This window comes from Pedobacter sp. BG31, from assembly GCF_042464845.1.
GTDB classification, from domain to species: Bacteria; Bacteroidota; Bacteroidia; order Sphingobacteriales; family Sphingobacteriaceae; genus Pedobacter; species Pedobacter suwonensis.
Genome location: NZ_JBHNZK010000021.1, coordinates 38,036 through 50,467 on the forward strand (window position 1 = coordinate 38,036; position 12,432 = coordinate 50,467).

At 39.9% G+C, this 12,432-nt stretch carries 10 protein-coding genes; 3 read left to right on the forward strand and 7 right to left on the reverse strand.

What is annotated here, in order from left to right; translation table 11 throughout:
- The first annotated feature begins 138 nt into the window (after positions 1–138).
- On the forward strand, positions 139–1,989 hold the full coding sequence (locus ACFE6N_RS20150) for a glycoside hydrolase family 2 protein (protein ID WP_378939453.1): 1,851 nt from the start codon (positions 139–141) through the stop codon (positions 1,987–1,989).
- A gap of 228 nt (positions 1,990–2,217) precedes the next feature.
- Here the strand turns inward: ACFE6N_RS20150 and ACFE6N_RS20155 are convergent, their stop codons facing one another.
- The 3 genes from ACFE6N_RS20155 to ACFE6N_RS20165 all read right to left on the reverse strand — a co-directional run bounded on the left by ACFE6N_RS20155 (position 2,218) and on the right by ACFE6N_RS20165 (position 4,532).
- Positions 2,218–2,661 carry a GNAT family N-acetyltransferase gene (locus ACFE6N_RS20155; protein WP_378939455.1) on the reverse strand — a complete coding sequence of 148 codons (444 nt, stop codon included), beginning with the start codon at positions 2,659–2,661 and terminating at the stop codon, positions 2,218–2,220.
- A gap of 258 nt (positions 2,662–2,919) precedes the next feature.
- Positions 2,920–3,735, reverse strand: coding sequence for an MOSC domain-containing protein (locus ACFE6N_RS20160; protein ID WP_378939457.1), 816 nt, complete (start codon positions 3,733–3,735; stop codon positions 2,920–2,922).
- 287 nt (positions 3,736–4,022) lie between these two features.
- Complete coding sequence (locus ACFE6N_RS20165) at positions 4,023–4,532, reverse strand: PRC-barrel domain-containing protein (protein WP_378939459.1); 510 nt, start codon at positions 4,530–4,532, stop codon at positions 4,023–4,025.
- A gap of 275 nt (positions 4,533–4,807) precedes the next feature.
- On the opposite strand from ACFE6N_RS20165, the gene ACFE6N_RS20170 reads away from it, so the two are divergent.
- Positions 4,808–5,098, forward strand: coding sequence for a hypothetical protein (locus tag ACFE6N_RS20170; RefSeq protein WP_378939461.1), 291 nt, complete (start codon positions 4,808–4,810; stop codon positions 5,096–5,098).
- Positions 5,099–5,188: 90 nt separating this feature from the next.
- Here the strand turns inward: ACFE6N_RS20170 and ACFE6N_RS20175 are convergent, their stop codons facing one another.
- From ACFE6N_RS20175 to ACFE6N_RS20185, 3 genes are all read right to left on the reverse strand, one after another.
- Positions 5,189–7,462, reverse strand: a complete 2,274-nt coding sequence (locus ACFE6N_RS20175) for a GH92 family glycosyl hydrolase (RefSeq protein WP_378939463.1) — start codon at positions 7,460–7,462, stop codon at positions 5,189–5,191.
- A 296-nt stretch (positions 7,463–7,758) separates the two neighbouring features.
- On the reverse strand, positions 7,759–8,355 hold the full coding sequence (locus ACFE6N_RS20180; RefSeq protein WP_378939465.1) for a GIN domain-containing protein: 597 nt from the start codon (positions 8,353–8,355) through the stop codon (positions 7,759–7,761).
- Positions 8,356–8,968: 613 nt separating this feature from the next.
- Positions 8,969–9,724 (reverse strand): hypothetical protein, encoded by a 756-nt coding sequence (locus tag ACFE6N_RS20185; RefSeq protein ID WP_378939467.1) that lies wholly within the window; start codon positions 9,722–9,724, stop codon positions 8,969–8,971.
- Positions 9,725–10,176: 452 nt separating this feature from the next.
- On the opposite strand from ACFE6N_RS20185, the gene ACFE6N_RS20190 reads away from it, so the two are divergent.
- Positions 10,177–11,448, forward strand: a complete 1,272-nt coding sequence (locus tag ACFE6N_RS20190; RefSeq protein WP_378939469.1) for an MFS transporter — start codon at positions 10,177–10,179, stop codon at positions 11,446–11,448.
- A gap of 125 nt (positions 11,449–11,573) precedes the next feature.
- On the opposite strand, the gene pepE is transcribed toward ACFE6N_RS20190, so the two are convergent.
- The gene (gene pepE, locus ACFE6N_RS20195) at positions 11,574–12,269 is read right to left on the reverse strand and encodes a dipeptidase PepE (RefSeq protein WP_378939471.1); all 696 of its coding nucleotides are present in this window, start codon (positions 12,267–12,269) and stop codon (positions 11,574–11,576) included.
- Positions 12,270–12,432 lie beyond the last annotated feature (163 nt).

Below are 12,432 nucleotides of genomic sequence, written 5' to 3' on the forward strand. Positions count from 1 at the left end.
CCTCTACTGAAGCGCAGTCAGGAGAGATTTATCTAAAAAGATTTCTCGACTGCGTTGCACTTCGCTCGAAATGACGGTAACTCCGGGGATCTTTCACAAGTATTGCCAAACTAGATTTAAACACTCAAATTTAAACAAATGAATAAAAAAATATCGCTTATTTTATCGCTGCTGGGGCTGTCGCTATCCCTTTCTGCGCAGCAGCAAGACAATTCATGGTCGATGGTAAAAGGAAAAATCTCATCGCCATGGGCACAGGAAGTTAACCCAAAAAATGTATTGCCAGAATATCCACGCCCTCAGCTGGAGCGTATGGGTAACTGGAAAAACCTAAATGGCCTGTGGGATTATGCCATTTCCGAAAAATCGCAGCGCCCGGCCATTAACCAGGGGAAAATTTTAGTTCCGTTTGCTGTAGAATCTGCACTTTCCGGTGTGGGCAAAACGGTTGGAAAAGATAGCCTCTTATGGTATAAAACGGTATTCACGCTTCCGGCGAATATGAAAGGAAAAGAAATTCTACTTCACTTTGGAGCGGTTGACTGGAGAAGCACTGTAAGCATCAATGGCAAAGAAGTAGGTAAACATGAAGGCGGTTTTGATCCTTTCAGCTTTAATATTACACCATTTTTGAATAAAAGCGGTAAACAGACTTTAACTGTAGAAGTTTGGGATCCAACTGACGACGGTCCTCAGCCAAGGGGAAAACAGGTGAAAAAACCAGAGGGAATCTGGTATACGCCGGTAACCGGCATCTGGCAAACGGTGTGGATCGAAGCAGTTAATAAATCACATATCGGTCACCTCAAAATCACACCCGATATTGACCAGCAAACGGTTTCAGTTACTCCAGCTATAAACGGTTCAGGGGCAGATCAGATTAAGGTTTCGGCCTGGGATGGTGCAACCAAAGTAGCTGAGGAGGTTGCCGACGGTACGGGCGCGATCATTTTAAAAATAGCCAATCCAAAATTATGGAGTCCAAAAAGTCCGTTTTTATACGATTTAAAAGTAGAACTGATGGCCAAAAATAAAAAGGTAGATGAGGTGAAAAGTTATTTCGCCGTGCGTAAAAGTTCAATGGGCAAAGATCAGAACGGTATTCAGCGCATGTTGTTAAACAACGAATTTGTTTTTCAGTATGGTCCGCTTGATCAGGGTTGGTGGCCTGATGGATTGTATACCGCGCCAACCGATGCTGCCTTGAAATATGATATAGATAAAACCAAAGAAATGGGTTTTAATATGATCAGAAAGCACATTAAGGTAGAACCGGCCCGTTGGTATTACTATTGCGACAAGGCGGGTATGTTGGTTTGGCAGGATATGCCAAGCGGCGATTTGGGTAACGGTTGGGAAAACCGTCCAGGTGTTTTAGATCATGGTTCGGATCAAAACAGAACTGCCGAATCAGAAGCTTATTACAGAAAAGAATGGAATGCCATTATTGAAGCCCTTTACAATGTGCCGTCAATTGTGGTATGGACACCTTTTAATGAGGCATGGGGCCAGTTTAAAACCGTAGAAATTGCCAAATGGACCAAAGAAAAAGATCCTTCAAGGTTGGTCAATACGGCCAGCGGCGGTAACTTTCATCCGGTAGGCGATATCATCGATCTGCACAATTATCCGCATCCGGCTATGCCGAGTCCTGATTACTTTGGAAAAGATTATGCCTTGGTATTGGGTGAGTTTGGTGGACTAGGCCTGCCTGTTGATGGCCACGTATGGCAACAAAAGAATAACTGGGGTTATCAGAGTTTTAAAAATAAAACAGATTTGTTTAACAAATACGCCCAGTTTATGAAACGTTTGCAAGAATTAATAGCGATAGGGCTTTCTGCGGGCGTGTACACTCAAACTACCGATGTTGAAGTAGAAACCAACGGATTGATGACCTATGATAGAAAAGATATTAAATTTTCAGAAGCACAGATGAAAGCTTTGCACGATAAACTATACCAAATTAACGTAACGGTGCAGAAATAAATTTATAAAATCATCATCTCTACTGACCTGCCCTTCGTTACATTGGCAGCGTCCACTAGTTCGGTCGTCATTGCGCGGAGGAACGACAAAGCAATCTCTCATACTAGTGATTCTAGCCGTAAGATTACTTCGTCAGCTAAAAAAGCCTTCTCGCAATGACGATTTTTTGAGTTATGCTGACTCATCGGCTAATTACGAGGTTTCCCCTGATTATGGATATGTTGCTTTTTACGCCTTTAAAGCCATAGAAAGTATCGGGAAAGGTTTTCCAGCTCCGTCCACCTCACTCCGCTCAAAGGTTGTGAAACCAAGTTTTTTATAAAAACCTACTGCTTGTTCATTCTGCTCATTTACATCTACCATATAAACATGATGTGCTTTTCTAGCAAAATCAATCAGTCTTTTGCCAAATCCTTTTCCTCTTGCATCAGGATGGATAAAAAGCATTTGGATCGATTCACCATTAATGCCTATAAAACCCATCAACTTTTCCTCAACCTCGATAGCATATAACTGTACCTGATCAAAATATTCATTTAAAATCAACGAACGGTAGGTGATAATGTCTTTTTCAGAAAGAAAATGGTGTGTGGCCCTTACCGAGCTTTCCCAAACCGCAATCAGTTTTGCATAATCTTTTCCACTGGCAGCTAAAATTCTTGCTTCTTTCATTCCATGTGAATCATTTAATCTCCAATACTTTGGAAAGTAGTTTCTAAACGTAAAATTTACTGAAAAGTTTGCTTTAGATGATAAGGTCGTTTGGTTTGTATCCGAAGCTTTGCAGATTGATATGATTAAGTCGATCGAAAAATATGGAATGGTAAAAGCCTTAAGTTTTTTACGGTTAAGTTAGTCAGGAATTTTCGTCATGGCATCAACTCCAACATCGATTTTACATTACCCATCTTCCATTTTACATCTTCCGTTTTACTTATTCCAGCGCACCACCTTAATTTCATCACCCACACAGATGGTCCCCCTTTGCTGATGCAGTAAATTTTGTCCGAACATGATTTTGTTCCCTATCTTGCGGTAGCTGGCCAGTGTTTTTAAAGGTTCCTGGCCCTTAAAACCCGTTTGCTGGTCTATTGTAATGAGTACGCACCTTGAGCATGGTTTTACAGCCGAAAATAAAACCTCACCAATATAAAAGTCCTTAAAACTATCCTCAACATAGGCCTCACCTCCGGTGAAAACAAAATTTGGCCGGAAACGGTCCATCAGAACGGGCTCTGGTAGTTTTCCATTCAGTTCATCAAGCGAAGATTGACCGATGAGGAGGCAAGGGTAACCATCAGCAAAACTCACCACTTCATTATTTTGGGCATAATCCCGATCAACCAGTCGCTTTTCAGTTAATGGCATCTTTACCAATCTAACCTTAAACTTTAGGAAATCAGAAAACCAATCACTTACTATTTTATTTACTTCAATCGCAGTAACCATATCGTTCCAAATCTCAACTGAAATCTGCTCTCCGGTATCTTCATCCATGGAAAAGGATGTACTTAACCCAGGCAATGTCTTATGGGAAACGATTAATTTACCATTACAGATGTTCACTTGTAAAAGGGCCAGTTCTGCATGTTTCCTTTGGGTAATAAACATCCCTTTCTCATCAACAAGCATCCATCTTCTGTCGTATTGTAAGCCTTTTTCTTCAAGCTTGGCTTCCTGTAAACTTAGGCCTCCCAGCGATTTTATAGGATAAATGTTAATTTCGGAAAGGAAAAATTGATTCATGCCTTAAAGATAAAAAACACATTCCGGATTTAGCTGTTTGCCCGAATTGAATTACCTCATGAACGAGACAACGGAGATGAACCAACATATTTATTACAAATGCCCAGACTATTAAACTTAAAAAGCTTATAATCACTTTTAGTCTATACAGGAGATTTCGGGTTTTGTATCTGATTAACCGGGCCAGCTCCAGCTAAAAAAAACGGAGCTTCCTGATCGAAAGCTCCGTTTGTTCTGCTATTAAGTCTATTGGAAATGCTTTTACCGTAATTCCAATCTATTGTTCATTAAATTAATGGGTCAGCATCCTGATTACGGGTATTTTGATCGGGAAAACTATTACGGTCAAAATGGTGGTGACGATAAAAGTTTGCCCGGTCTATCTCCACAATTTCATCTTCCAGTCGCAGTGCCGCGGGACTGCCTATCACACGGCGGATCTCATTCTCCATTTGAGGGGTAACCTCACCTATGATATATCTTGGCATTGCCCTAAACTGATCATGGTGGATATCAGGTAAAATAACCTCTTTTTTATCTTCACCTAAATTTGCAAGGCCAATAGGGATCAATATCGCCTTTTCCTCCAAATCTTCACCCATGTCAACAAGTTCCACAATGATATAACGAATTGCATTTTGTGCGGGATCAAACAGGAGATCGCGGACCTTCCCAACCGAATCACCGGCTTCATTTCTTACCGGCCATCCTTTAATGTCGGCCTCGCCATCGCTTAATTGATAATTACTTTTTGAAAGTTCCTCTAAATTACTGTATACAATAGTTCCTGAATCCATAATTGCTTTTGTTTAAGGGGGCTATTCATAAAGTGCCCATTTTTACAACAGGTTTAACCAGCGGATGGTTTTTTAAAACTTATCAGGTAGTTTGTGAATAAAGGGAAACGAACCAGGTATCTCAAAGTCGAAATTTTTATAAGTGTTTGTTGTCTAGTTTTTTATGTTAGTATAGCCAGATGTGGAAATCCGTTAAATATTAATTGGAAAAAACAGTCAGCTATTGTAAAGTTTTACGTTTATTTTGTACAATCTTAAAATAGAATAAGAAGCTAATGAATATAACTGAATTTAAAAAGTTATTAGAAAAAGACAGACCGGATGCCCACCTGTCAGTTCAGCTACGGGCACTTTGGTACGATGCAAAGGGAGATTGGCATAAGGCCCATGATCAGGTTGATCAGTTAGGCGATTTGGCCTCTGCGCGTATCCACGCATACCTCCATCGTAAAGAAGGCGATATCTGGAATGCGAATTACTGGTATACTAAAGCTGGAGAGAAATTGCCTTTACTATCACTGGATCAGGAGTGGGAAGCGCTGGTTCACCGTTTTTTAGGGGTATAACCTAAATAAGCTAACCTAATGGCAGCGGACATTGGGTTAGCTTAGAGATGTACTTAAAATGATATTATCTGCCTGAAGCCGCCGGTCTTTTTATTTCGCAGGCATTTTAAATGAAGGTGGGAGTGAACTTTCATCCGCTGCCCAAAGCTTATTTGGGTGTTTGCCCATTACCAGCTCTAATTTGCCACCTTTCATTAAATCATCGTGGGTAAACCACGATTTATTCCATACCATACCATTCAGTTTAGCAGATTGAATGTATTTATTTTCAGGGGAATAGTTGATACAGTTCAGCTCAAATTTTTTGTTGTTTCCAAGGTTCAGTTTAACATTGGCAAAAGTTGGGCTGCCAATCACGTACATAGGCAAGCCTGGGGTTATCGGGTAAAAACCCATCTGCGAAAATACGACAAAAGATGTAAGGCCACCACCATCCTCATCACCAGGAATCCCCATTAAATCATTGCGAAACCACTGGGTTAATAAACTTCTCACCCGTTTTTGTGTTCTCCATGGCTGTCCGGCATAATTATACAGATAGGGAATATGCATAGCGGGTTCATTACCCATAGAAAATTGACCAACATTGCCGGTATGGTCGGGTAACTGCGAATAAAAATCAAACCTGCTTTTTCCAAGCGGGGTATTATACATTTTTTCCAGTTCATCAACAAAAGTTTGTTTACCACCCATCATATTCACCAGATCGCCGATGTTGTGCAGTACATCCCAACGGTAGAGCCAGCCATTATTTTCATCATAAGTTTCTCTGGCACCAAGTCCGCCGGAAAAACGGTAATCCAGCGGTTTAATAAATCTACCTTCTGCATCTTTAGGGTGAAAAAACCTGGTTTCAGGATTAAAAACGGTGTGGTAGCTGGTACTTTTATCTAAAAAATGTTTTGCCTCTTCGGTTTTACCTAACTGCTGTGCGATATTGCCCAGGCACCATTCATCATAAACGGTACCCAGAGTTACTGCAATAGGTTGGCGTTTTTCAAATCCATGAACTTCTGCTGCGGTTTCTTTCTCGCCCTCAGGTAAAGCGGGAAAATAGCCCTTATCTTTAAAAAACTGGTCTAAAACACCTGCTTTTTTTGATGACCATGGGGCAAGGGTCTTTTCAGTAATTGCTGCTTTACAATACTGGTAGGCTTCTTCAAGATTAAAACTTCTCAAACCCTTGTGATAAGCATCAATTATAGTAGCCACGCCATGGTTGCTGTTCATCCTACGGCTATCGCCTGTTACTTCCGGAAAAGTTGGCATCCAGTGGTCGTTCATCTGTTGGGCCATTCGCAGATAAGAATTAATCATGTTGCCTTCCATTTTCGGCTCAATAATTACGCGAAGCGGATGTGTTGCACGGTAGGTATCCCAAATCCAGTCGTCAGTAAAAAATGGCACACCATTATCGTTATGCACTTTTCCATCGAAGGCGCTAAAATATTTTCCATCTTCAGATAAGCTGATCATCCTTTCGTAGGTGCGGTAAAGGGAGGTGTAAAAGATCGTTTTGGCGGTTTCATCTGTACCGGTTACCTGGATTTTTCCAAGCGTGGCATTCCAGATATTTCTGCCCGTCTGCGCCACCTGGTCCAGGTTATAATCCTTGATTTCGCGACGTAGATTTTGCTTTGCCTGTTCTACGCTGATAAATGATATACCATAACGTGCCTTAATCTGCCGGGTTTGAGCAGGAAATTTTAAAATCAGATAAGCATCCCGGCCGGAAGTTGACTGTTGGCTTGAATTTAGGTTATCTCCACTGTGCGTACCCGATTCAACAGGTTTTAAATCAGTTTCAAAATAGAGGTAAACCCTGGTATTGTTGTCCAGTTTCTGAAACCCACTTACCGCATTTTGGCTTGCTTTTAATTCGCCGTTTTTGGTGTTTAAAATCAGGTAAGGCGGAACATTTGTTTGCGAGAAGTGAAGTGCATATATTCCTGATTGATGAGATGGAGCAAATTGTACATTAATCCCATGATCATCAAGATCTACCTGATAGTAATAGGGCTTAATCACCTCATTGTCGTAGCCATAAGAAATAACATGACCCGCGTTTTTGAGGTCGCCCTGAAAAGGACTTAAATTAAAAGCCGAGCTGCCCCGGTGACTGGTAACCACAACTGGCAGACCCTGTATCGTATTACTGGTAAAATTATCACGCTCCGGATAAACCCTTAACAAACTGTTGGGTAAATGAACGGTAGGGTATGTGGGCACAAGTAAATGGCTGATGTTGCCAATATATGGGTTAACATAGTCTACCGGTTGCTTTTTAGTCTGTGCATGCACGAAACTGATGCAGGCTATCAGGGTGAATATTGCACTTAATACCGGATGTGTATATTTTTTCATGTCAGGACTTTTAATTAGAGGGAACAAAAAGAAACTTTTCAAAAAGCGATATCAGCATTGATGTGGAACCATCCGTATCATTAATCATGTATATCTTTTTAAGATGCCAAATTAGTAAAACGATTTATCAAATCTAATGTTATGGGCTAGTTTATCAAAAAAAATACAGAAAGGAATCCTTTTATTTTAGCGGGTATATCTTTTCGTCAGCTAAATGGTAAGGCTTGTCCGGCGCTGTATAAACAAAAAGAGCGATGAATAAATTCACCGCTCCCGTTTTATTTAAATTTTATGATTTATTTGGCTAATGATGCAGTTTGAGTTGCACCTACTGGTGAGCTCATTTGTGTTTTCAATGCAGCAAATCTGTCTAAATTAAGTTTTGGTGTGCTGCCCATTACCAGGATATGCTCCTGAGTAGCACCACTTAATTTTAGATCTGCACGATCCTCAATTACTGTATATAGACCTTCGGTATTAGAGTCGATCGCTGCAACAGCATCTCCGTTTAAGAATAATTGAAGATATTTTGAATTTAATTTACCTGAAGTTTTTACCACCGCGTTATCAGATGCCTGTACTCTGAAAATGTTTTTTACGGAAACGGTAATTTTAGCCACATTTCCATCGGCTGAACTGATTTTTAAGGCATGTCCATCCTGGATTACTTTTACTTTACCGGTATTATCTTCATTATAGCTTACGCTTTCTTTTTCACCTTGAACCAGCGTAATTTCTACATTTCTGCTTACAATAACTTGTTGGATATCTTTAGGCGTTGAAATTTTGATTGGCTGTTTCTCGTGTGCCATTACACTTGTTGAGAAAATTGCAGAAGTTAAAGCGATAGCTGTTAATACTGATTTTGTTAGGGTTTTGATAGAGGTTTTCATAATGCTGTTGTTTATATTTTTATTAATATTTGTTGTTGTTTTGTAGATAAGACGTCGTGGCGTACAAAACGTTGCAGCAGAAAATCCTCAATTATACCAACGTACCTTAATTCTCGACGAACGGGTTTAAAAATCGGGCAAAAAAGTGTTTGTATTTTGATTATTCAATTGTTCAGTTGACAATGCTGTATTGACGTACATTTCCAGCTTGATGCTAACACGTTAACCTTGAACTCGAATTTTAACGGAACTATTTTCAATGATCTTCCAACCATAACAATTCGGCATGCCTGATCCTATTGCTGTTGGATTTACTTTACAGATAGGAATAGCGTTTTAAATGTCCGTTAGTTAATCGTTGTCAGCACCTTTTATAATAAAGGAGTCTTTTGATTCTTTTCGACGTCAAAAATAGTAACTAACCGGCGGCGAGCCGTGGCAAGGCCGTGCCATGTGCTACAGGAAATAAGTTGCGTAACTGATATGGATATACAAAAAATGATAGTTCAAAATAGCAATCTATATTCATGATGCAGGTGATAAATTCATCTGATTATGAAAATCTTCCTGTTGAATGCAATAAATTTTTACAGGCTACCCTGTGATGTAACTATTAAAATTTAATCGATAATTTTTCCGAAACAAGAACATTGTTTTTGTAGTATTCAAAAAACCAATTGCCATTCTTTTTGATAACGATGCCGTTTGCATTGCCGTTATTTGAAATATAACAATCCTCCACAGAGGTTTTTAGTAAGGTCATTACAATCTTGGGTGTCGCATCGATAAGTTGGTAGCCGTTGCTAATGGCTTGAGCATATAATAACGCTTCTTTTTGTTCTGGTTTGGTGGCCGTAGGCTGATCAATATGTAAAGGTGCAGTTTTTGTCTCTATGTTTGTGTTTGCTGTTGCTGGCAAGTTGCTGGTTACCATTGTTGGTTGATCGGCTGAGTAACTAAAATCGTTAAAGGTTGTAAAAGCATCTCGCAACGCTAAATTATAAGAAGTGTTATATTCTTTCTCTCTGCTTTTGCCTTCCTTGCTTTTTATCACTACGGCACCTTTACAATCTTTAAGTAGGAGGGTAATGTTGGTTACAAACATGCTGTTTTTTTCCTGCAGGTCAACAGTAAGGGCTTTGCACCTGTCGGCCGCAATTTCCTGTGGTATCTCGGTATTATCAAAATATACTGTAAAACCTTTTTCCTCAAAAAGTGCTTTGGTGAGGGTGTTTAATCCGTATTGATTAACTTGCTTTAAAAAACTGAATTTCTCTGGAACAATGATATATTTATAATTTGCTGTATTAGATTGTGCCTGAACAGCAAAAGAAATGGCTAAAAGGGTAATAAAAAGATAGCTTTTCATAGGTTATTGTCGTCTGGATAAGATTCTGCCTCAATTTATAGATTAACAGGGAGAAAATCAAATTTATCAATCTGTAATACTTTATACTCATTAACCATAGATTACCTGCAAACGAATAAAGTTTACCATCAGCCGTTGCATTAATCGATTCAATTGTTTATTATTATGGCGTTTAACTATCATCATCTGTCTATAACACTGCTTTTTGCATGTTATAAAACCAAATATTCCAATGAAAATAGAGGAGCGCCAACTCATTAAATTAGCAGGCTGGTTTAAAACCCGGCATATTTCCTGCCTCAGGGTTTTAGTTGGAGATTTAGCATATTTAACTGACCGGATTCCTATTAAATTTACAATATATCTTCCTCTAAGCAGAGAAGACTTTCATCATTCCTAAAATCTTTCTTTCTTCTGAAATTAAAAACCAATTATAAACTAAATCTGAGCTTATGCTTAACATTAAAACCACAAAATTATTCTGGGCAAGTTGCCTGGCATTACTCGTCACCTCGCTGTCCTTTGGTATCCGCGCCGGGATCATGAACCAGCTGGGGATAGATTTTCAATTAAGTACCGCCGAATTGGGTACGATTACGGCTGCTGCCTTCTGGGGGTTTCCACTGGCTATTGTAGTTGGAGGATTTGTAGTGGATATAATCGGCATGAAACGTTTACTGGTTATGGCCTTTATTTTTCACCTGGCCGGTATTATCCTGACCATTTTCGCCCAGGGCTATTGGAGCCTCTTTTTATCTACCTTGCTTATCGGCATTGCCAATGGTACTGTTGAGGCTGCTTGTAACCCATTGGTTGCCGCTTTATATCCGGAAAATAAAACTACTAAATTAAATCACTTTCACTTATGGTTTCCTGGTGGGATTGTAATCGGCACATTGTTGGTTACGCTATTTGTTCAGCTTGGATTAGGGTGGAAAGTGCAGGTAGCCATGATGATTATCCCTACCTTAATTTATGGGTACCTCTTTTCGAAGCTGGATTTTCCGGTTACCGAAAGGGTATCGTCTGGTTATTCAAGTTCAGATATGTATAAAGCAGTACTTTCTCCACTGTTTATCTTCATGTTCATCTGCATGTTTGGTACCGCCATTACAGAGTTATTTACTGGTCAATGGATAGGTTTACTGTTGAAGAACGTAACCGACAATGCCATTTTGTTGCTGACGCTGACAACCGGAATCATGGTAATTGGGCGGGGTTTTGCGGAGCCTGTGGTGCACCGTCTTGCCCCTCAGGGCGTACTGCTTCTATCTGCCATATTTGCGGCAGCAGGGCTTTACATGTTAAGTACCTTTACCGGAAATTCAGTTTTCTTCGCGGCAATCGTTTTTGGAATAGGTGTTTGTTATTTCTGGCCAACCATGATCGGTTTTGTTGCTGAAAATGTTCCTAAATCAGGCGCACTCGGTTTAAACTTGATGGGAGGGGCCGGGATGTTTGCCGTTTCTATTTACACCATGTTCATGGGGAGTTTTTACGATAGCCTGATTGTTAAACATCTGCCTGCAGGTGCTTCATTTGATGCTTACCTAAAAGCACCGGAAAATTCTGAATATGCACTGGCGCTGGCCAATGCCAAAAATCTTGCAGGTCCCGAAATTTTACGAGCCACCTTGATTATACCCATTATATTAATTGTTGCTTTTGGCGGATTGGTGATCTATCTTCGCTCACGAAAAAAAACAAGTACTGTGGTGGTATAACGAAGTACCGCCTACAGATTATCCTTCGTAGATAATACTGGCTACAAGTTTATGATGTTTGGTAGATCATAAACTTGTAGCTATTTGAATTTTAATTTTCAATAGCTGTATCGCTATCTGATAAATTACAATAACGAACTACCGGGCTGGTATTCATACGGCGCTTTTCCTGCTTCAAAAATCCTGGTGTTTTCACTGCCTTCAGTAGTGATTTTATCTCCCGATATCCTGATCCAATTGCCCTCGCGTAGGCCTATTACCCGGATGTTGTTTTGCGTTAAAAATTCCATAATCCTCGTTTCCCTGGTTTCTCCGTTATGCTTTAATTCCGGAATCGGGTCAAGGTAATGTGGATTGATATTAAAAGGTACCAGGCCCATACATTCAAAAGAAGAAGGATATACAATAGGCATATCGTTGGTTGTTTTCATATTAAGGCCGCCAATGTTACTGCCGGCACTACAACCTAAATAAGGTTTTCCCGATTTGATGTTTTCGCTTAAATGTGCCATTAGTCCCAGGTCATGCAATGTTTTTACGAGCAGAAAGGTATTTCCCCCACCTGTAAAAAAACCTTTCGCTGTGTGGATTGCACTAACAGGATCATCAAATTCATGCAGCCCCTTAACGCTGATATTTAACCGGGAGAAAAAACTGCGCGCGGTGTTTGTATATTCTTCATGCGAAATGCCTCCCGGCCTTGCAAAAGGAATAAATATAATTTCATCTAATCCGGCAAAGAGGCTAATCAGCTCATCTTTCAGGTATTCCAGGTAACTGCCGCCATATATGGTAGAGGTAGAAGCGAGGATAACGTTCATGTTGTTTTGCTTTATAAAGCAATTATAGGTTTTTTGGTTGAAATAATATCTTTTGATCTGATGGTTAAATTGCCGTTGCAGCATCTTGTTGCATTTTTATCATCGCATCTACATCTTCTGGCATCGCTACTTTCATAATGGCAAATTAATACTAATTTTGCGC

Excerpts from the sequence above, each read along its gene's own strand:
- ACFE6N_RS20150 (WP_378939453.1), top strand. The coding sequence starts at position 139 with ATGAATAAAAAAATATCGCTTATTTTATCGCTGCTGGGGCTGTCGCTA.
- ACFE6N_RS20155 (WP_378939455.1), bottom strand. The coding sequence starts at position 2,661 with ATGAAAGAAGCAAGAATTTTAGCTGCCAGTGGAAAAGATTATGCAAAA.
- ACFE6N_RS20160 (WP_378939457.1), bottom strand. The coding sequence starts at position 3,735 with ATGAATCAATTTTTCCTTTCCGAAATTAACATTTATCCTATAAAATCG.
- ACFE6N_RS20165 (WP_378939459.1), bottom strand. The coding sequence starts at position 4,532 with ATGGATTCAGGAACTATTGTATACAGTAATTTAGAGGAACTTTCAAAA.
- ACFE6N_RS20170 (WP_378939461.1), top strand. The coding sequence starts at position 4,808 with ATGAATATAACTGAATTTAAAAAGTTATTAGAAAAAGACAGACCGGAT.
- ACFE6N_RS20175 (WP_378939463.1), bottom strand. The coding sequence starts at position 7,462 with ATGAAAAAATATACACATCCGGTATTAAGTGCAATATTCACCCTGATA.
- ACFE6N_RS20180 (WP_378939465.1), bottom strand. The coding sequence starts at position 8,355 with ATGAAAACCTCTATCAAAACCCTAACAAAATCAGTATTAACAGCTATC.
- ACFE6N_RS20185 (WP_378939467.1), bottom strand. The coding sequence starts at position 9,724 with ATGAAAAGCTATCTTTTTATTACCCTTTTAGCCATTTCTTTTGCTGTT.
- ACFE6N_RS20190 (WP_378939469.1), top strand. The coding sequence starts at position 10,177 with ATGCTTAACATTAAAACCACAAAATTATTCTGGGCAAGTTGCCTGGCA.
- pepE (WP_378939471.1), bottom strand. The coding sequence starts at position 12,269 with ATGAACGTTATCCTCGCTTCTACCTCTACCATATATGGCGGCAGTTAC.